The sequence below is a fragment of the Micromonospora globbae genome, from assembly GCF_036184225.1.
GTDB lineage: Bacteria > Actinomycetota > Actinomycetes > Mycobacteriales > Micromonosporaceae > Micromonospora > Micromonospora globbae.
Window position 1 is genome coordinate 1,280,975 of sequence record NZ_CP108084.1, and the last position, 18,488, is coordinate 1,299,462.

The window sequence follows — 18,488 nt, forward strand, 5'->3', positions numbered from 1 at the left end:
GCATCAGCGCCCCCAGCCGTCGCCGCCGTGCGCGGCCAGCGCTGGCGGTCGGGCCGGCGGGCCGCCCAGCGGCACCGGGGTCGGGCGCGCGGGCCGCGGGCGGTGCCGCCACAGCCACCGCACGTCCCGACCGAACGACTCGACGAGCAGGGTCAGGGCGGCGACGAGCAGCACCGTGGCCGCGGGCGCCGGCAGCAGGGCGGCCGCCGTCAGCACGACCCCCTGGGTCGCGGCGACCACCTTGCGCCACCGCCGGGGCGGCAGTGCGGCCCGCATCCACGGCAGCACCCACCCGGCGGCCACGAACGCGTACCGCATCCCGCCGACGGCCAGCACCCACGCGCCGGCGTCCGGTGCGACGTGCACGCTGAGCGCGAGCAGGAGGAACGCGTCGACCTCCATGTCGAAGCGGGCGCCGAGGGCGCTCACGGTGCCGGTCCGCCGCGCCACCCGGCCGTCGACCGCGTCCAGCAGCAGCGCGACGGCCGCGAGGGCCACCAGGAGCCCCACCGGTACGGGCCGGTCGAACCCGTCCACGACCAGTGCGGTCACGGCGCCGACCAGGACCGACCGGGTGAGCGTCACCCGGTCCGCCGGCCCGAGCCCCCGGGCGCCAGCCCGGCGCAGCCCCCGGGCGAGCGCGCCGCAGCTTCCCACGCCGTACGCGGCGCCGGCGCACCACGCCGCGGCGCCCAGCCCGACCGTCGTGTCCAGCACGGCGAGGAGGGCGAGCTGCGCGATCAGCCCGACAATCGGACCAGTTCGAACCGTTCGCACCGTGCCTCCGTGTTTATGATCGACGACCCTGTCAGGGAACACGGAAATCGCGAGCGTTCGGTTCGGTCGGGCGCGCAGTGAGGAGCAGCCGGTGACCCGTGAGGCGTACGCCTTCTGGCTCCGCTCGCCCGGCGAGGGCGAGATCCGCCCGGTGCGGCTGGCCGACCCGGGCGAGGACGAGGTGCTGGTCCGCACCCGCTTCACGGGGGTGAGCCGGGGCACCGAGACGCTGGTCTTCGCCGGCCGGGTGCCCGCCGACCAGTACGCCGTGATGCGGGCGCCCTTCCAGGAGGGCGACTTCCCGGCGCCGGTGAAGTACGGCTACCTGAACGTCGGCGTGGTCGAGGAGGGCCCGGCCGAGCTGCGCGGGCGCACCGTGTTCTGCCTCCACCCCCACCAGACGGCGTACGTGGTGCCGGCTTCGGCGGTCGTCCCGGTGCCGGACGCCGTGCCACCGGCCCGGGCCGTGCTGGCCGGCACGGTGGAGACCGCCGTGAACGCCCTCTGGGACGCGGCGCCGCTGGTCGGCGACCGGGTCACCGTGGTGGGCGCCGGCATGGTCGGCTGCTGCGTGGCGGCCGTGCTCGCCCGCTTCCCCGGGGTGCGCGTGCAACTGGTCGACACCGATCCGGCCCGGGCCGACGTCGCCGCCGCCCTCGGCGTCGACTTCGCGCTCCCGGAGGAGACGGCCGGCGGGCGGGACCTGGTGGTGCACGCGAGCGCCACCGCGGCGGGCCTGCAACGCTCGCTGGACCTGCTCGTGCCCGAGGGCACCGTCGTCGAGCTGAGCTGGTACGGCGACCGCCCCGTGGAGCTGGCGCTCGGCGGCGTCTTCCACAGCGGCCGGCTCACCATCCGGGGCAGCCAGGTGGGCACCGTCTCGCCGGCCCGGCGGGACCGCCGCAGCTACGCCGACCGCCTGGCGATCGCCCTGGACCTGCTCGTCGATCCCGCGTTCGACGCGCTGATCACCGGCGAGTCCCGCTTCGTGGAGCTGCCCGACGTGCTCACCCGCCTGACGTCGGGCGAGCTGCCCGCCCTGTGCCACCTCATCGCCTACGACGGGGAGTGATCCGTGTTCAGTGTGACCGTCCGTGACCACATGATGATCGCCCACAGCTTCCGGGGGGAGGTCTTCGGACCCGCGCAGCGCCTGCACGGCGCGACGTTCGTGGTCGACGCCACGTTCCGCCGTGCCGAACTGGACGCCGACGGCATCGTGGTGGACATCGGCCTGGCCACCGAGCAGCTCAAGGAGATCCTCGGCGAGCTCACCTACCGCAACCTGGACGAGGAGCCGGCGTTCGCCGGCATGAACACCACGACCGAGGTGCTCGCCCGCACGGTCGCCGACCGGCTCGCCGAGCGGGTGCACGCCGGCCGGCTCGGCGAGGGCGCCCGCGGCCTCGCGGGCCTCACCGTGACGCTGCACGAGTCGCACGTGGCGTGGGCCAGCTACGAGCGGACTCTGTGAGGGGCGCGAACGCCGCGACGGCCGTCGGCCGGGACGCGCCCGCCGTGGGCGTGGTGCACGTCGTCCTGCCCAACGACATCGACGATCCGGCCTCGCCGAGCGGCGGCAACCACTACGACCGGCGGCTCTGCCGCGGCCTGGCCGAGCGGGGCTGGGCCGTACGCGAGCACGCGGTGGCCGGTGACTGGCCGCGCCCCGACGCGGCCGCCCGGGCGGCGCTCGCCGGGGTGCTCTCCGCGCTGCCGGACGGGGCCGTCGTGCTCGTCGACGGGCTGGTGGCCTCGGCCACGCCGGACGTGCTGGCGCCGCAGGCGGACCGGCTGCGCCTCGTCGTCCTCGTGCACATGCCGCTCGGCGACGACGCGGAGGCCCGGGCGCTGGGCGCGGCGCGGGCGGTGGTGACCACCAGCGGCTGGACCCGTGACCGGCTGCTCGACCGGTACGACCTGCCGGCCGGGCGGGTGCACGTCGCGACGCCCGGAGTGGATCCGGCGCCGCCGGCGAGCGGCACGGGCACCGGCGGCGGGCTGCTCTGCGTCGCGGCGGTGACCCCCACCAAGGGGCACGACGTGCTGGTCCGGGCCCTGGCGCTCGCCGCCGACCTGCCCTGGACGTGCACGTGCGCGGGGTCGCTCACCCGGGACGAGGACTTCGTGGCCGACCTGCGCGGCCGCCTGGCCGCCACGGGCCTCACCGAGCGTGTCCGCCTCGTCGGCCCGTGGACGGGCGACGCGCTCGACGCCGCGTACGACGCCGCCGACCTGCTCGTGCTCCCGTCGCGTTTCGAGACGTACGGCATGGTGGTCACCGAGGCCCTCGCGCGCGGGATCCCGGTGCTCGGCACGGCGACGGGCGGGCTGCCCGAGGCGCTGGGTCGGGCGCCGGACGGCGAGCTGCCGGGGCTGCTCGTACCGCCCGAGGACCCGCCGGCGCTGGCCGGCGCGCTGCGGCGCTGGCTGGGCGACGCGGCCCTGCGCGACCGGCTCGCCCGCGCCGCCCGGGACCGGCGCGCCACGCTCGCCACCTGGTCGGACACGGCGACCCGGGTGGCCACGGTGCTGGCGGGGGTGGCCGCGTGAGCACCGACGTCCTGCTGCCCTTCGCGGCCTGGCTCGGGCTGCGGGAGGCCGCCGACGCGGCGGCCCGCGACACCGCCCTGGTCGACGCGGTCCGCGAGCGGCTGCCGGCCGGCGAACCCCTCGCGATCCACGACCTGGGCACCGGCACCGGGTCGCTGCTGCGCTGGCTCGCACCGCGCCTGCCCGGGCCGCAGCACTGGGTCCTGTACGACCGTGATCCGGAGCTGCTCGCCCGGGCCGCCGCCGGCGCCGTCACCTCGGCCGACGGTCTCCCGGTCACCGTGGTGACCCGGTGCACGGACCTCACCCGGCTCACCCCCGCCGACCTGGCCGGCGCGGACCTCGTGACGGCCTCGGCGCTGCTCGACATGCTCACCGCCGAGGAGGTCGACCGGGTCGTGGCGGCCTGCGCCGGCCATCCGACGCTGTTCATGATCTCGGTGACCGGGCGGGTACGGCTCACCCCGGCCGACCCGCTGGACGCGGAGGTCGCCGCGGCGTTCAACGACCACCAGCGCCGCACGGTCGACGGCCGCCGCCTGCTCGGGCCGGACGCGGTGGACGCGGCAGCGGCCGCCTTCGCCGCGCACGGGGTGCCCGTGCGGGCGGGACGCAGCCCGTGGCGGCTCGGCCCGGAGCAGGCCGAGCTTGCCGCCGAGTGGTTCCGCGGGTGGCTCGGCGCGGCCTGCGAGCAGCGGCCCGACCTGGCCGACCGGACGGCCGGGTACGCGCGGCGCCGGCTCGCCGAGGCGGCGGCCGGCCGGCTCCGGGTGCTCGTCGACCACCGGGACCTGCTCGCCGGGTGAACCGTTCGGGCCCGCCGCCCGTGCCTACGGAGAGAGAACGATCTTTTCGACGGGAGGCCGGGCGGATGGTCTGGGCGTGGGCGCGGGCGCTCGGCGGGATCGGGCTGCTCGGCGTGCTGCTGTGGCAGCTGGGCAGCGGCCCGTTCCTCTCGGGGCTGGCGCTGATCGACGGCCGTGTGGTCGCCGCGGCGCTCGCCATCGGCGCGCTCACCACCGTGTGCGGCGCGTGGCGGTGGAGCCTGGTCGCCGGTGGGCTCGGGGTGCGGCTGCCACTGGGAACGGCGGTGGCGCACTGCTACCGGGCCGTGTTCCTCAACGCGACGCTCCCCGGCGGGGTGCTCGGCGACGTGCACCGGGCGGTGCGGCACGGGCGTGACGCGGGGGACGTCGGTCGGAGCGTCCGGGCGGTGGTGTGGGAGCGCGGCGCCGGTCAGGTCGTGCAGGTGCTCCTCGCGCTGGTGCTGCTCGCGGCGTTCCCGTCGCCGGTGCGGCCGTACCTGCCGGTCGCGGCACTCGTGCTCGTGGCCGTCGGCCTCGGCGCGGCGCTGCTGGCCCGCGCGGTGCCCGACGCCGGCCGGTCCCGCGGGGCGCGGGCGGCGCGGGCGGTGGTGGCCGACGTACGCGCCGGCCTGCTCGCCCGGCGCACCTGGCTGGGCGTCCTGCTCGCCTCGGCCGTGATGGTCGCCGGGCACCTCGCGACGTTCCTGCTCGCGGCGCGTACCGCCGGGGCCACCGCGCCGCTGTCCCGGCTGCTGCCGCTGACCCTGCTCGCCCTGCTGGCGATGGGTCTGCCGCTGAACGTCGCCGGCTTCGGCCCGCGCGAGGGCGTGGCCGCGTGGGCGTTCGGCGCCGCCGGCCTCACCGCCGCGCAGGGGGTGGCGACCGCCACCGTGTACGGCGCGTTGGTGCTCGTGGCGAGCCTGCCGGGCGCCGTCGTGCTGCTCGGTCGGCGGATCCGAGCGCCGCTCGCACGGCGAGAAACGGCCGTGCGTGGTTGAGTGTTCACACGGTGCCGGTACGCGCGGTCGGGCCAGGCCGCGCCGGACGAAGGAGAAGCATGCCCGAAGCACTCCCTGTCGCGACCATCCGCACCCAGGTGACCGTGCCGTTGAAGTTCCCGGACGGGTACGCCACGAGCGCCCGCCTGTTCACCTTCAAGGGGCTGGTGGACGGCCGGGAGCACGTGGCGTTCGGGCTCGGCGACTGGGCCGGCGCGCTCGACCGGTACGCGGCGGGAGGCCCCGCGCCGCTGGTACGCCCGCACAGCGAGTGCCTCACCGGCGACGTCTTCGGCAGCCAGCGCTGCGACTGCGGCCCGCAGTTGCGCGAGGCGGTCGAGCGCATCGCCGAGGCCGGCGGTTTCCTGCTCTACCTGCGGCAGGAGGGCCGGGGGATCGGCCTGTACGCCAAGCTCGACGCGTACGCGCTCCAGGACGCCGGGCTGGACACGTACGAGGCGAACGTGGCACTGGGGCACGGCGAGGACGAGCGGGACTACAGCGCGGCGGCGCAGATGCTCGCCACCCTCGGCGTGACGGGCATCGCGCTGCTCAGCAACAACCCGGAGAAGGCCGTCCAGCTCGACCGGCTGGGCGTGGCGGTGACCGAGCGGGTGCCGACCGGGCTGTATCTCTCCCCGGCCAACGCCGACTACCTGGCCGCCAAGGCCAGCCGCGCGGCGCGTACCCCCGACCTCCCGGCCGTCCGGTGACGGCCCGGCCCGCGCGGCCGTACGTGCTGCTGAGCTGCGCCACCTCCATCGACGGCTACATCGACGACGCCACCGACCAGCGGCTGCTGCTCTCCAACGACGACGACCTCGACCGGATCGACGCCGTACGGGCCAGCTGCGACGCGATCATGGTCGGCGCGGGCACCGTCCGCCGCGACGACCCGCGGCTGCTCGTGCGGTCGGCCCGGCGCCGCGCCGACCGGGCGGAGCGGGGCCTGCCCGCCACGCCCGCGAAGGTGACCATCACGGCCCGCGGCGACCTCGACCCGGCCGCCCGGTTCTTCACGGCGGGGGAGGCGGAGCGGGTCGTGTACTGCGCGACGGGCGCGCTGGAGAAGACCCGGGAGCGGGTCGGCCGCCTGGCCGACGTGGTGGACGCCGGCGAGCCGGTGGACCTCGGCGCCGTGCTGGCCGACCTCGCGGCCCGGGGCGTACGCCGGCTCATGGTGGAGGGCGGCGGGACCGTGCACGCGCAGTTCCTCGCGGCCGGCCTCGCCGACGAGCTGCACCTCGTCGTCGCGCCATTCTTCGTGGGCGACTGCCGCGCGCCGCGCTTCGTCTCCGACGGCCGGTACCCGTGGCATCCGGGGCGGCGGGCCACCGTCGCGGAGGTCCGCCAGATCGGTGACGTCGTGCTCGTCCGCTACGCCCTCTCCGACCGCTGCGCGGGCTGACCGCCGGGGGCACGCCCTCCTGCCGCGCCGCCGGCACGGTGCCCGATGTCGGACCGGTGTCATAGCCTGTGCGGCGTTGTCCACGGTCGACCGAAGGGTGCCTGCGTGTCCGCCAGCCCGACATTCGTGCCTGATCCGAAGGCCCACCATCCCGCCTGGCCGGCGGCCGGCCCCGCTCCGTCGAGCGGCATCGGGATGGGCCGGAGCGCCCAGGTCGTCACCGGGCTCCTGTTGCTGGTGCCCGCGGTGCTCGCGCTGGTCTGGTCGTACGTGGTGCCGTCGGTCAGCACACTGCTGCACAGCTTCCGCCGCGGTGAGCTGTGGGGCGGCCCGGTCGAGTCGGCCGGCGGCGACAACTACGCGCAGGTGGTGGAGCGGGGGTTCCTCGGCGACCTGGGGTTCGCGCTGCTCCTCGCCCTCGTGCCGCTCCTGCTCGCGCTGCTCGTCGCCCCGCTGCTCGCGCTCGCCGCGCAGCGGGCCGGTCGCGTGCCGCGGCTGGTCGCCCGGGCGCTGCTCGCCCTGCCGCTGGCCGCCTACGCCCCGGTCGCGGTGGGGGTGGCCTGGAGCCTGGACCGGATCGAGGCCGACCGGTCGGCCTGGGAGCAGGCTCCCACGCTGACCGCCGTACGCACGGTCTCGCTGCTGACCGCCGGGCTGGTGATCGCCGTCGGCGCCACCCTCTTCCTGAGCGTGCTGCGCCGCCGCCCGGGCGGCGGCCGCCCGGGCCTGGCGATCCTCTCCGTCGGGGGTGTGCTGGGGCTGGCCGTCGTCGCCACGGCCGTGCAGTCCTGGTCCCTCCAGTGGCCGCTCCTCGCCGGGCGGGACGACCGCAGCGGTCCCGTGGTGCGGATCGTCCGGGAGAGCCTGACGCAGGTGCAGCCCGGGGTCGGCGCCGCGGGCAGCGTGCTGCTGCTGGCTCTGCTGGGGGTGTGCGGCATCCTCGCCGTCCTCCTGCTCGTGGCCACCCGGACCAGGATCGCCTTCACCGGATGGCGCGACCGCGCGGCCGGCGCGGAGGTCGGCGGCCGGAACCCGGTCGCGCTCGGGATGCTGGTGGTGGGGCTGCTGGCGTTCCTCGCCCTGGTGGCCTACGTGTCGGCGCCGTGGTGGCGGACGCTGACGGTCGACGCGCCGCTGCCGTCCGGGGTCAGCACCGGCCGGATCCAGGCCAACACCTGGCTTCCGCCGCTGGTCTCGGCGGTGGTCGGGGTGGCGCTGGCCGCCCTGGCCGGCTTCGCCATCGGCGGAATGCGCCCGCTGGGCCGGGCCAGCGAGCTGCTCCTGCTGCCGTTCGCGCCGTGGCTGTTCGTCGGTGACGGCCCGCTGGCCGTCGCCCACTTCCTCCGTGTCCGGGACGCCGAGCAGTTCAACACCTTCGCCGGGCTGATCCCGCCGGGCTGGCTCTCCATCCCCGCGCTCGTGGTCTTCACCCTGTTCTTCCGGGGGCAGCGGGAGCGCTGGGAGGCCGGTGGCCGGTTCGCGTCCACCATGCTGCTGCCGGCGTTGCCGATGCTGGCCGGCGCCGGGCTGCTCGGCTGGCTGGTCACGGCGCAGGGCTGGTTGTGGCCTCAGCTGGCCGTCCACGACGTCGCGCACGCGCCGGCGACGTCCCTGGTCGTCCTGCGGGTGACCGCGACCTTCGGCGACGCGGACGCCGCGCGGGGCTTCCTCGCCCAGGTGCTGCCGCTGCCGCTGCTGCTGCTGTTCCTGGCGGCCTTCGTGGCGTTGCAGCTGCTCTACCTGGACCGGCTGGTCATCCGTGCCGGCGGGGCGGTGGCACCTGTCGCCGCGCCCGACGACCAGCCCGCGCCACGGTGACGTCCGGGGTTCCCGGATACCGGCCGTCCCGGTCGTGCCGGCGGGTGCGCCGCCGGCACGGCCGGCTGGTCAGGGCGACGGCACGACCGCCGGCTGGTCAGGGCGACGGTACGACCGCCGGCTGGTCAGGTCGACGCGGCGGCACCGGCCGTCCGCGCGGCCGGCCGTCGGAGCGCGGGTCAGCGCAGCAGCACCGGGCCGGCGTCGATCGGGGTCCGGAACAGGGCGTACGGCTTGCGCCGCCGGTCCTGCCCGCCCTGGTAGGTGGCCTGCCGGTGTAGCTGGTTCGCGGTGACGTAGAGGTGCCGGTCGACGGCGACCGACATGGTGTCCGGCCAGAGCAGCCGAGGGTCGTGCACCAGCGTCTCGAACTGCCCGTCGGGCAGCCGCCGGAAGACGGCGTTGTGCTCGTACGACGTGAGGTAGATCCGCCCGGCGTCGTCGCTCTCCAGGCCGTCGGAGCCGGTGCCCTTGTCGCCCTCGTCGACGACGGAGTCGGCCACCTCCTCGTCGGGCAGCGACGCGTCGGCGAGCGCGTCGGTGGAGACGCTGTACCAGCGGCGGGACGCCAGCGGGCAGTAGTAGAGCCGCGACCCGTCGGCGCTGATGGCGATCCCGTCCGAGCCCATGGCTACCGGCTTCGGCGGGCCGTCCGGCGGCCGTTCCAGCAGGGGCCGTCCCTCGACCATGGGCCGGTACCCGTGCAGTGACTCCGCCTTCGTCGACGGGTGGTCGTGCAGGCGCCGCCAGGAGTGGCCGGAGGCCAGGTCGACGACGATGATGCCGTTCGGGCCGGCGGTGGCCGAGTCGGTGACGTACGCGAGGCCGCCCGTGCCGCGGCGCAGGTCGAACCGCACGTCGTTGAGGTACGTGCTGGGCAGCGCCACCTCCGGCGGGATGGTGATCACCTGCGCGACGTCGTTGGTGTCCAGGTCGACGCGGACCAGCTTCGGCCCGCCCGGTTTCGTGGGCCGGAACATCGGGCTGCCGGTGTCCAGCACCCACAGCCGGTCGGCCGGGTCGACCACCACGGACTGCACCGACACGAACGCCTGCGCGTCGTCGACGCCGCTGGGGGAGTTCCACCGTTCGTCCGGGAACGGCACCTCCCGGCCGTCGCGCAGCTCGACCACGGTGGCCGGTGGCTCGTCACCCCACTGCGGGAAGTTGACGAAGATCCGGCCGCGGTGCGAGACGGTCACGCCGGTGGGCATCGGCCCGGTGAACGTGTGGACCAGTTCCAGCTCGCCGACGGGCTCGTCGCCCACCGGCCCGTTCACACCGCACCGCCACGAGGCCGGACGAGGCTTGCCATGGACGTACCCCCTCGGGTGCTGCCGCGGACCCGGTGGCCGCGACGGACCGCCCGGTGCTTCCCCGCCAGGCCCGCCTGAAACGTCCCCCGTCAGCGGCGGGCGCGGCGCAGCAGCCACAGCAGGGCGCTGAGCAGGAACAGCACCCCGGTGACCGCGAGCCAGCGCAGCAGGAACGGCGTCCGCTCCTGGGCGGTCGCGGCCCGGTAGGTGTCCGCGCCCCAGCCGAGCAGGCCGGGCAGGAAGACCAGGAAGAGCAGCGCGGAGGCGAGCGCCGGCACCCGCACGTGGTTCAGCAGGGCGAGCCGGCGCGGGTCGGGCGCGGTGTCGCCGTCGCCCGCCGGCCGCGTCCGCACGCCCAGCACGCCGCGCAGCGCCCGGTCGGCCGTCGCGTACACCGGGAAGAGCACGAGGTCGTGGACGATCACCGCGCCCACGAACCAGAGCAGCATCCGTCCCCACGTCGCCTCGCCCGACACCCGCAGCGCCACCCAGCCGGTGACGGCGAAGCACAGCAGCAGGACGAGCAGGTGCCGGGGCCCGGCGCCGTACGCGGCCCGCAGCCGGGCGAGCCACCTAGCCATCGGCGCGGAAGTCGATGCCGGACACCCACTTCGTGCAGTGCACGCCGGGCAGCGCCGGGACGATGATCCGGGCCGGGAAGCCGTGGTCGGCCGACAGGTCCGCGCCGTTGACCCGCAGCGCCAGCAGCGAGTCCGGGTCGCGCACCTGGTTGCCCTGGAGCGTGGCCTGCCGGAACAGGCCCGTGCGCTCCAGGGACCGGACGTGCGCCGACGCGGGCTCCGGCACGCCCGCGAGCGCGGCCAGGTCGCGCAGCCGTACGCCGGTCCAGGTCTGCACCGTCGACCAGCCCTCGACGCAGGCGATCGGCAGGCGCGCGGTGTGCTGGGGCATCGCCAGCAGCGCGGCCCGGTCGAGGGTGGCCGTGGTGCCGCCGCCGCGCAGGGTGAGCCGCCAGGCGGCGCCGGTCTCCTCGGGCCGGACTCCGGCCGCCGCCACGCTGCGGTTCACGGGGAAGCCGTTGGGGCCGCCGCCGGGATCCTGTCCGCGCGGCAGCAGCCAGGCGGTGCGGCGCAGCGGGCCGTCGAAGCTCTGCCCGACGGTCAGCGCGGCCAGCAGCAGCGATCCGCCGCCGACCAGGGCGAGAGCGCCGCGCCGGCCGACGGTGGGAGGGCCGGGCCGCGCCGGCACGAGCCCGTCCGGGTCGGGCGGCTCCGGCCGGGTCGCGGCCACGGGGGTACGCAGCTCGGCGCCGGGCGACCGGGACCGCAGCGCCGTGACCAGGCGGGGGAGTTTCAGCACCACGTGGACGACGAGCGCGGCCGTGAACACCCAGGCGCCGAAGTAGTGCGCCGTGTAGAAGTCGAAGCCGAAGACGTACGCGTACTGGATGTTGAGCAGCCCGGTGGCGATCTGGAAGAGGATCCCGCCGACGAGCAGCAGCAGCGAGAGCCGTTCGAGGACCTGTGCCACCGAGCGGGCCGGCGGCCAGTCGAAGAGCTTCGGGATCACCGACCAGAGCTTCGCCAGCACCACGGGGACGATCACGATCCCGAGCCCCACGTGCAGCCCCTGGGTGAGTCGGAACAGCCACGCCGGGCGGGTGGGCCAGTCGAAGTACGGCAGGCGCAGCCAGCCGACGTCGGTCGGGAACGCCTGCCCGAACCGGGGCGCGTACGCGGCGTAGTCCAGCAGCCCGGTGACGACGACCAGGGGGAGCGTGACGAGCAGCGCGAGCCCGTACACCGAGGTCAGCCACGGCCCCCGCAGCGGGCTGCGCCATCCCCTGGTGACCGTGTCGGTGCCGGGCGGCCGGTGCCGGTCGAGTGCCCGCCACAGCCGCCGGGGCGCGCCGTAGCGGCCCGTGTCGGCCGGGTCCTGGGTGGACGGGTCGGGCGCGGGCACCGGGTACCTCCTCTGTCGGCCGGCGTCTTCTCGAATCGTGGCCGACCAGGGGCCCCGGCGGCCCGGTTTGCCGCATTACCGAACGCTTACCGCCCCCACCTGGACGATCATGAGGTTGGCGGGGACGGACCGGACGAAACGCCCCGCCAACCTCATGATCGACGGGGCGATGCGGGGCGAGACGGGGCGAGGTGGGGCGAGGCGGGGCGGAAGCTGTTGCGAACTCCTTACGCGAGGCGCCGTACCGGCTCGGCGGGCGCCCGCGCCGCCTACGGTGACCCGTATGCGGGTACTGGTCACCGGCGCGGCCGGGTTCATCGGATCGCAGGTCGCCGACCTGCTCGCCGACGAGGGGCACGAGGTCGTGGCGCTCGACGCGCTGCTGCCGCAGGCGCACGGCGCGGAGCCGCCCGGGTGGGCCCGCCGCCACGACCTGGTCCGCGGGGACGTCCGCGACGCCCGCGTGCTGGACCGACTGCTGCGCGGGGTCGACGCCGTCTGCCACCAGGCCGCCATGGTCGGGCACGGCCTCGACCCGTCCGACGCGCCGGCGTACGCGGGACACAACGACCTCGGCACCGCCGTCCTGCTCGCCGCCATGTACCGGGCCGGCGTGTCCCGCCTCGTGCTCGCCAGCTCGATGGTGGTCTACGGCGAGGGGCGCTACGTCTGCGCCGCTCACGGGTTGGTGCGGCCGTCCCCGCGCCGGGCCGAGGACGTGGCGGCCGGCCGGTACGACCCCACCTGCCCCCGGTGCGGCGATCCGCTCACCTCGGCGCTGGTGCCCGAGGACGCCCCGCTGGAGCCCCGCAGCACGTACGCGGCCACCAAGCTCGCGCAGGAGCACCTGGCCGCCGCGTGGGCCCGGCAGACCGGCGGGGGAGTGTGGGCGCTGCGGTACCACAACGTCTACGGACCACGGATGCCTTGCGACACCCCGTACGCCGGAGTGGCCTCGATCTTCCGGTCCGCGCTCGCCGCGGGCCGGCCGCCCCGGGTGCTGGAGGACGGCCGGCAGCGGCGCGACTTCGTGCACGTCACCGACGTGGCGCGGGCGAACCTGCTGGCCCTCGCGGCGGCCCCGCCCGTGGCGGCGCTGGTGCCCGTGAACGTCTGCTCCGGCGAGCCGCACACCGTCGGCGAGCTGGCGGCGACCCTCGCCGAGGCGATGGGCGGGCCCGCGCCGCTCGTGGTGGGCGGCGCCCGCGCGGCCGACGTGCGGCACGTGGTGGCGGACCCGGGCCGCGCCGCCGACCTGCTCGGCTACACCGCCCGGGTGGCCTTCGCCGACGGCGTGTCGGCCTTCGCCACGGACCCGCTGCGGGAACCCGCGGCGCTCCCCGCCTGACCGCACCGGCCCCGCGCACCCCGGCCCCCGTGCGCCGGCCCGCGTCCCGGCGACCGGCGTGCCTCCGCCTCGCCGCGGCGGCGTCCCCCGGCCGGGCCCACGCGGCCCGGCCGGCGACCGTCAGGAGACCGTCCAGAGCAGGTGGTTGACGGCGAGCGCCGTGGCCGCCTGGCCGGCCAGCCACCAGCGGCGGGCGCCGGCCGGCAGCAGCGCGGCGGCCACCAGCAGCCAGACGGCGAACGGCAGCCAGATCCGCTCCACCTCCGCCTTGCTGAGCCCGGACAGGTCAGCGCCGGCCACCGCCACGGCGGCGGCCAGCGGCAGCAGGACGACCGGCCCGGCCGCGCGTACCCCGGTGGCCAGCGCCGCCCGGCGCCAGCCGGTGCGCGCCGCGGCCACGACGCCCGACACGGCGCGGCGCAGCGCCGGCCCGAGCACCGGCCCGGCGCAGAGGAGCAGCGCCGCCAGGTTCGCCCAGATCCAGTAGGCGTACGGACGTTCGGCGCCCCAGCCCTGGTAGTAGCGCGCGACGACCAGCTCGTACCCCTCCCACCAGCGGAAGCCGGCGAGCGTGAACGCCGCCGCCACGGCCGCCACCCCGGCCGCGCCGGCCAGCAGCGCCCGCAGCCGGGCCGCCGGGCGCAGCGCGAGCACCGCCAGCGCCAGCACACCGACCAGCACGAACCCGTACGACAGGTAGAGGGCGAAACCGAGCAGCACGCCGCCGAGCAGGGCGGTGACCGGTCCCCGGACGACCAGCAGCGCCAGACCGGCGGCGACCACGCCCGCGAAGATCCCGTCGGCCGACGCGCCCACCCAGACCGCGCCCGGCAGCAGCACCAGGAACGGCACCACCGCCCGGGCGGCGTCCGGCGCGCCGAGGGCCCGCAGGGTGACCGGCACCGACACGGCGACCGTCGCCCCGACCAGCACGCAGGCCAGGCCGGCGACCGTGCCGCCGCCCAGGCCGACCCGGTCCAGCCACACGAACAGCAGCAGCGCGCCGGGCGGGTGGCCGGCCGTGTGGGTGGACCAGGAGTCCGGCTGGAAGTCGAGGATCCGGCCGGTGAACCCGGCCAGCAGCCCCGCGACGTCACCAACCCCCGGCACCTCGTGCAGGTACTCCGCCTGCACGGTCAGGCGTCGGGTGAGGCCCGCCGACCAGCCGTCCACCAGGGCCAGCGACAGGGTCCAGGCGACCGACGCCAGCCAGCCGGCGGCCAGCAGGGCGCCCCACCGGGCGGTGCGTGCCCAGCGGACACCCCACGCGAGCACGACGACCGCGACCAGCAGCGCGGCCGGGGTGCCCCAGCCCGCGTGGGGTCGCCAGGTGGCGTAGAGCGGCGCGGCGTCCGCGTACAGGCCCACGCCGCGGGCGTTGAGCACGATCCCGACGCCGACCGCGGCGGCGAGCAGCGCGGCCTCGACCGCGAGCACCACCAGGTCGGCCCGGTCGCGGTGCGCCGGGGTCCGGCCCGGTGCGTCGGCGAGTACGGGTGCGGTGGCCATGACCCTGCGACGGTACGGCGGCACGGGACCCTCCGGTGGGCGAACGGCCACGCCGTCACCGTCCGGTAAGAATCGCCCGTGCGGTAAGCGTTCGGTAAGGACGTTCCGGCCCCGGACGCCCTGGTCGCGTCCTAGCGTCGGCCGTATGCCGACCTGCTTCGACGACGGCGCGCCACCCCGGATCGACGTGGTCCTGCCCTGCCTCGACGAGGCCGCCGCGCTGCCCGGCGTGCTGGCCGCCCTGCCGCCCGGCTACCGGGCCATCGTGGTCGACAACGGCTCCCGGGACGGCTCGCCGGAGGTCGCCGCCCGGCACGGCGCCCGCGTCGTCCACGAACCCCGGCGGGGCTACGGCGCCGCCGTGCACACGGGGCTGGAGGCCGCCCGCACCGACCTGGTCTGCGTGCTCGACGCCGACGGGTCGTTCGACCCGGGCGAGTTGCCGGCGCTGGTGGCGCCGGTGGCGGCGGGGCTCGCCGACCTGGCCGTGGGCCGCCGCCGGCCCGTCGGGGCGGGCGCGTGGCCGTGGCACGCGCGCGCCGGGACCGCCCTGGTCGCCGCGCTGCTGCGCCGGCGGGGCGTCCCGCTGCGCGACCTCAGCCCGATCCGGGTGGCCCGCCGCGAGGCGCTGCTCGCCCTCGGCGTCACCGACCGGGCGTTCGGGTACCCGCTGGAACTGCTGATCCGGGCGGCCGCCGCCGGCTGGCGCATCCACGAGCTCGACGTCCGGTACGCGCCCCGGGCCGCCGGCACCCGCTCGAAGGTCTCCGGGTCCGTCCGGGGCACCCTGCGCGCCACCCGCGACTTCGCCGGCGTGCTGCGCACCGTGGACGGCTCCCGATGACCGTCCTGCTGGTGGCCGCGAAGGCGCCCGTGCCCGGCGCGGTGAAGACCCGGCTCTGCCCGCCGGCCGACCCCGTGCAGGCCGCCCGGATCGCCGCGGCCGCGCTGCGCGACACCCTCGACGCCGTACGGGCCACCCCGGGCGTGACGCCGGTGCTCGCCTGCGCCGGCCGGCTCACCGACGCCGAGGACGCCGCGGGGCTCGTCACGTCCCTGCACGGCTGGACGGTGCTCGCGCAGCGGGGCAGCGGCCTCGGTGACCGGCTCGCCGCCGCGTACGCCGAGGTGGCCGCGGCCTTCCCGGGCCGCCCCGTGCTCCAGGTCGGCATGGACACGCCGCAGGTGACGCCGGCCGCGCTCACCGCCGCCGTACGCCGGCTGGAGCGCGCCGAGGCGGTGCTCGGGGCTGCCCTCGACGGCGGCTGGTGGGCCCTGGGCCTGCGGGACCCGCGCCACGCCGCGGTGCTGCGGACGGTGCCCATGTCGACGCCGCGGACCGGCTGGCTCACCTGGTCGGCCCTGCGTGAGCAGGGGGTGCGCGCCGCGGCGCTGCCGCTGGTGCGCGACGTCGACGAGTGGCCGGACGCGCTCGCCGTGGCCGCCGAGGCGCCCGCGGGACGGTTCGCCCGTCAGGTCGACGCGGTCCGCCGCGCGCTGATCCCCGAGGGGCGGGGGTGAGCGCCGACGGGTTCGCGGCGGCCCTGCTCGGCGGGAGCACCGACGGCCACTGGCTCCTGCACGGCGACGGCGCCCGCCACCGGCTGCCGGTGCGCCGCTGGCACGGCCCGGCCGAGCCGGCCACCGCCGCCGTGGTCGCCCGCTGCACCGGCCCGACCCTCGACCTCGGCTGCGGCCCCGGACGGCTCACCGTGGCCCTGGCCCGCGCCGGGGTCACCGCGGTCGGGGTGGACGTCAGCGCGTACGCCGTCGCCGCCGCCCGCGCCCGCGGCGCCGTGGCGCTGCACCGCGACCTGTTCGACGCCCTGCCGGCGGAGGGGCACTGGGCGCACGCCGTCCTGCTCGACGGCAACATCGGCATCGGCGGCGACCCGGTGGCCCTCCTCGGCCGCTGCCGGGCGCTGCTGCACGCGGCCGGCACGGTGCTCGTGGAGCTGGAGCCGCCCGGACCGGGGCTGTGGCAGGGACGGGCCCGGGTGGTCTCGCCGCGCCGCCCGGGACGGCCCGCCCTGGGGCCCGCGTTCCGCTGGGCTCGGCTGGACACCCGCGCGGTGCACCCCGTCGCCCACCGGGCCGGGTTCACGGTGCGCGACGTGTTCGGGCGCGACGGCCGCTGGTTCGGCGAACTAACCGTCGCGGCCACGGCGGCCCCGGCGGCCAGCCGGATCCGGTGACGGCGCGGCGCACCCGCGCCCGCCGGCCTCGCGCCCGTGCCCGCGTCAGGCGGCGGCCGGCAGGCGCACCACGAAGCGGCAGCCGCCGCCGACGTTCCGCACGTCCACCCGGCCGCCGTGCGCCTCCACCAGCCCCCGGACGATGGCCAGGCCCAGCCCGCCGGAGCCCTCCCCGGTGCGGGGTGTCCGCGCCGGCTCGCCCCGGAAGGCCACGTCGAACAGGTGCGGCAGGTCCTCCTCCGGGATGCCGCCGCAGGTGTCCGCGACGGCCAGCCAGGCGTCGTCCCGGTCCCGGCCCGCGTCGACGTGGACGGTGCCGTCCTCGGGCGTGTAGCGGACGGCGTTGAGCAGCAGGTTGCCCACCACGCGGGCCAGCTCCGGCTCGCTGGCGAGCACGGTCGGCCAGCCCGACTCGGCGGCCACCAGCGTGATGCGGCGGGCGGCGGCCAGCGGCGCGGCGACCGCGAGGGCGTCGGAGACCACCTCGCCGAGCGGCACCGCGGCCGGGGAGAGCCGCAGCGCGTCCGCGTTGATCCGGGACAGCTCGAACAGGTCGTCCACCAGTCGGGTCATCCGGTCGGTCTGCACGCGGATGCGCCGGTGGTACTCGGCGACGGTCGCCGGGTCGTCCACCACCCGGTCCTCCAGGGCCTCGGCCATGGCGCGCAGGCCGGCCAGCGGCGTCCGCAGGTCGTGCGACACCCAGGCGACGAGGTCGCGCCGGCCCTTCTCGATCCGGCGCTCCCGCTCGCGCGCCTGGTCGGCCCAGACCGCGGCGACGGCGAGACGCCGGCCGAAGTACCAGCCGACGGCGAGGCTCACCACGGCCGCGGCGGCCACCGTGAGCAGCACGACCTGGAGGTCGTGCCGGGACAGGAACATGGCCTGGGCGACCACCGCGACGCCCGCCGCCACGGCCGCCACCGTGACCGTCAGCAGCACGCACACGTGGACGGTGATCGACCGGTGCCGCAGCAGCCGCAGCGTGAGCGCGCCGACGGTCCCGACGACGAGCGCGGCCACGAGGGCCATCGCGAAGATCAGCGCGAGGTCACGCATGGCGGGGCTGGTAGCGGTAGCCGACACCCCAGACGGTGAGGATGCGCCGCGGCGCCGCCGGGTCGTCCTCGATCTTCTCCCGGAGGCGCCGCACGTGCACCGTCACCGTGGACTCGTCGCCGAACGTCCAGCCCCACACCCGTTCGAGCAGTTCGGCGCGGCGGAACGCGCGGGCCGGGTGCCGCATCAGGTGGGCCAGCAGGTCGAACTCCCGCAGCGTCAGCGCCAGCTCCCGGCCGTGCAGCCGGGCCACCCGGGGCCCGGTCGCCACCTCCAGGCCGGCGTCGACGAACACCTCCGCCTCCGGTGGCGGCGGCTCGCCGGCCCGGCGCAGCACCGAGCCGACCCGCAGCACCAGCTCCCGCGGCGAGAAGGGTTTGCCGAGGTAGTCGTCGGCGCCCAGTTGCAGGCCGAGCACCCGGTCGGCCTCGTCACCGCGCGCGGTGAGCATGATGACGGGTACGCCGTCGGGCCGCTCCCGCAGCCGCCGGCACACCTGCAACCCGTCCAGGCCGGGCAGCATCAGGTCCAGCACGACGAGGTGCGGCCGGCGTACGCGCACCGCCTCGAGGGCCGCCAGGCCGTCGCCGACGTGGTCGACCTCGTAGCCGGCGTGCTCCAGGTAGCGGCAGACCACGTCGCTGACCGTCCGGTCGTCGTCCACCACGAGCACCCGCTGACCCACGCGCACCTCCCGGGCCAGCCTAGCGACGCCACCCGCCGGGGGACCGGGGCGAGATGTTGCGGGTTCCTTACGTCCGGCGCCCGGCGGGCGCGT

18 protein-coding genes and 1 pseudogene are annotated in these 18,488 nt (G+C 77.0%); 12 read left to right on the top strand and 7 right to left on the bottom strand.

Annotated elements, in window-relative coordinates; genetic code table 11:
• Positions 1 to 6: 6 nt before the first annotated feature.
• Positions 7 to 777: pseudogene (locus OG994_RS05680) on the bottom strand (CDP-alcohol phosphatidyltransferase family protein); the annotation flags it as partial.
• Between the two features lie 91 nt (positions 778 to 868).
• Between OG994_RS05680 and OG994_RS05685 the strand changes: the two are divergent.
• From OG994_RS05685 to OG994_RS05720, 8 genes are all read left to right on the top strand, one after another.
• On the top strand, positions 869 to 1,849 hold the full coding sequence (locus OG994_RS05685) for a zinc-dependent alcohol dehydrogenase (protein ID WP_328852432.1): 981 nt from the start codon (positions 869 to 871) through the stop codon (positions 1,847 to 1,849).
• Positions 1,850 to 1,852: 3 nt separating this feature from the next.
• On the top strand, positions 1,853 to 2,251 hold the full coding sequence (locus OG994_RS05690) for a 6-pyruvoyl trahydropterin synthase family protein (protein ID WP_120326338.1): 399 nt from the start codon (positions 1,853 to 1,855) through the stop codon (positions 2,249 to 2,251).
• A gap of 44 nt (positions 2,252 to 2,295) precedes the next feature.
• Positions 2,296 to 3,330 carry a glycosyltransferase family 4 protein gene (locus OG994_RS05695; protein WP_328853671.1) on the top strand — a complete coding sequence of 345 codons (1,035 nt, stop codon included), beginning with the start codon at positions 2,296 to 2,298 and terminating at the stop codon, positions 3,328 to 3,330.
• The gene (locus OG994_RS05700) at positions 3,327 to 4,136 is read left to right on the top strand and encodes a class I SAM-dependent methyltransferase (protein ID WP_328852433.1); all 810 of its coding nucleotides are present in this window, start codon (positions 3,327 to 3,329) and stop codon (positions 4,134 to 4,136) included. Before OG994_RS05695 ends, OG994_RS05700 begins: the two co-directional genes overlap by 4 nt.
• Before the next feature lie 65 nt (positions 4,137 to 4,201).
• A complete protein-coding gene (locus tag OG994_RS05705) occupies positions 4,202 to 5,134 on the top strand; it encodes a lysylphosphatidylglycerol synthase transmembrane domain-containing protein (protein WP_328852434.1) in 933 nt (310 codons plus the stop codon).
• Between the two features lie 59 nt (positions 5,135 to 5,193).
• Positions 5,194 to 5,847, top strand: a complete 654-nt coding sequence (locus tag OG994_RS05710; RefSeq protein WP_120326335.1) for a GTP cyclohydrolase II — start codon at positions 5,194 to 5,196, stop codon at positions 5,845 to 5,847.
• The gene (locus OG994_RS05715) at positions 5,844 to 6,542 is read left to right on the top strand and encodes a RibD family protein (RefSeq protein WP_120326334.1); all 699 of its coding nucleotides are present in this window, start codon (positions 5,844 to 5,846) and stop codon (positions 6,540 to 6,542) included. The genes OG994_RS05710 and OG994_RS05715 overlap by 4 nt, the downstream gene beginning before the upstream one ends.
• Before the next feature lie 126 nt (positions 6,543 to 6,668).
• Positions 6,669 to 8,360 carry a sugar ABC transporter permease gene (locus tag OG994_RS05720; RefSeq protein WP_328852435.1) on the top strand — a complete coding sequence of 564 codons (1,692 nt, stop codon included), beginning with the start codon at positions 6,669 to 6,671 and terminating at the stop codon, positions 8,358 to 8,360.
• Between the two features lie 179 nt (positions 8,361 to 8,539).
• Here OG994_RS05720 and OG994_RS05725 read toward each other — a convergent pair whose 3' ends face one another.
• From OG994_RS05725 to OG994_RS05735, 3 genes are all read right to left on the bottom strand, one after another.
• Positions 8,540 to 9,628, bottom strand: coding sequence for an L-dopachrome tautomerase-related protein (locus tag OG994_RS05725; protein ID WP_328852436.1), 1,089 nt, complete (start codon positions 9,626 to 9,628; stop codon positions 8,540 to 8,542).
• A gap of 137 nt (positions 9,629 to 9,765) precedes the next feature.
• Positions 9,766 to 10,257 (bottom strand): hypothetical protein, encoded by a 492-nt coding sequence (locus OG994_RS05730; RefSeq protein WP_328852437.1) that lies wholly within the window; start codon positions 10,255 to 10,257, stop codon positions 9,766 to 9,768.
• A complete protein-coding gene (locus tag OG994_RS05735; protein WP_328852438.1) occupies positions 10,250 to 11,599 on the bottom strand; it encodes a molybdopterin-dependent oxidoreductase in 1,350 nt (449 codons plus the stop codon). Before OG994_RS05735 ends, OG994_RS05730 begins: the two co-directional genes overlap by 8 nt.
• Before the next feature lie 283 nt (positions 11,600 to 11,882).
• Here OG994_RS05735 and OG994_RS05740 point away from each other — a divergent pair, with 283 nt between their 5' ends.
• Positions 11,883 to 12,947 carry an NAD-dependent epimerase/dehydratase family protein gene (locus tag OG994_RS05740; protein WP_328852439.1) on the top strand — a complete coding sequence of 355 codons (1,065 nt, stop codon included), beginning with the start codon at positions 11,883 to 11,885 and terminating at the stop codon, positions 12,945 to 12,947.
• 120 nt (positions 12,948 to 13,067) lie between these two features.
• On the opposite strand, the gene OG994_RS05745 is transcribed toward OG994_RS05740, so the two are convergent.
• A complete protein-coding gene (locus OG994_RS05745; RefSeq protein ID WP_120326328.1) occupies positions 13,068 to 14,456 on the bottom strand; it encodes a hypothetical protein in 1,389 nt (462 codons plus the stop codon).
• Positions 14,457 to 14,601: 145 nt separating this feature from the next.
• On the opposite strand from OG994_RS05745, the gene OG994_RS05750 reads away from it, so the two are divergent.
• The 3 genes from OG994_RS05750 to OG994_RS05760 are packed head-to-tail and all read left to right on the top strand — an operon-like array spanning position 14,602 to position 16,651.
• A complete protein-coding gene (locus OG994_RS05750; protein ID WP_328852440.1) occupies positions 14,602 to 15,300 on the top strand; it encodes a glycosyltransferase family 2 protein in 699 nt (232 codons plus the stop codon).
• Positions 15,297 to 15,977, top strand: coding sequence for a TIGR04282 family arsenosugar biosynthesis glycosyltransferase (locus tag OG994_RS05755; RefSeq protein ID WP_328852441.1), 681 nt, complete (start codon positions 15,297 to 15,299; stop codon positions 15,975 to 15,977). Before OG994_RS05750 ends, OG994_RS05755 begins: the two co-directional genes overlap by 4 nt.
• A complete protein-coding gene (locus tag OG994_RS05760) occupies positions 15,974 to 16,651 on the top strand; it encodes a class I SAM-dependent methyltransferase (protein ID WP_328852442.1) in 678 nt (225 codons plus the stop codon). Before OG994_RS05755 ends, OG994_RS05760 begins: the two co-directional genes overlap by 4 nt.
• Before the next feature lie 45 nt (positions 16,652 to 16,696).
• Here the strand turns inward: OG994_RS05760 and OG994_RS05765 are convergent, their stop codons facing one another.
• Both OG994_RS05765 and OG994_RS05770 read right to left on the bottom strand, forming a co-directional pair.
• Positions 16,697 to 17,710: a sensor histidine kinase gene (locus OG994_RS05765; protein WP_328852443.1), complete on the bottom strand. Its 1,014-nt coding sequence runs from the start codon at positions 17,708 to 17,710 to the stop codon at positions 16,697 to 16,699.
• Positions 17,703 to 18,395 (bottom strand): response regulator transcription factor, encoded by a 693-nt coding sequence (locus OG994_RS05770; protein ID WP_120326323.1) that lies wholly within the window; start codon positions 18,393 to 18,395, stop codon positions 17,703 to 17,705. Before OG994_RS05770 ends, OG994_RS05765 begins: the two co-directional genes overlap by 8 nt.
• Positions 18,396 to 18,488: the final 93 nt, after the last annotated feature.

Bases quoted from the DNA above. Each gene is read 5' to 3' on its own strand.
- OG994_RS05705 (WP_328852434.1), top strand. From the start codon at position 4,202: ATGGTCTGGGCGTGGGCGCGGGCGCTCGGCGGGATCGGGCTGCTCGGC.
- OG994_RS05710 (WP_120326335.1), top strand. From the start codon at position 5,194: ATGCCCGAAGCACTCCCTGTCGCGACCATCCGCACCCAGGTGACCGTG.
- OG994_RS05730 (WP_328852437.1), bottom strand. From the start codon at position 10,257: ATGGCTAGGTGGCTCGCCCGGCTGCGGGCCGCGTACGGCGCCGGGCCC.
- OG994_RS05740 (WP_328852439.1), top strand. From the start codon at position 11,883: ATGCGGGTACTGGTCACCGGCGCGGCCGGGTTCATCGGATCGCAGGTC.
- OG994_RS05745 (WP_120326328.1), bottom strand. From the start codon at position 14,456: ATGGCCACCGCACCCGTACTCGCCGACGCACCGGGCCGGACCCCGGCG.
- OG994_RS05750 (WP_328852440.1), top strand. From the start codon at position 14,602: ATGCCGACCTGCTTCGACGACGGCGCGCCACCCCGGATCGACGTGGTC.
- OG994_RS05755 (WP_328852441.1), top strand. From the start codon at position 15,297: ATGACCGTCCTGCTGGTGGCCGCGAAGGCGCCCGTGCCCGGCGCGGTG.
- OG994_RS05765 (WP_328852443.1), bottom strand. From the start codon at position 17,710: ATGCGTGACCTCGCGCTGATCTTCGCGATGGCCCTCGTGGCCGCGCTC.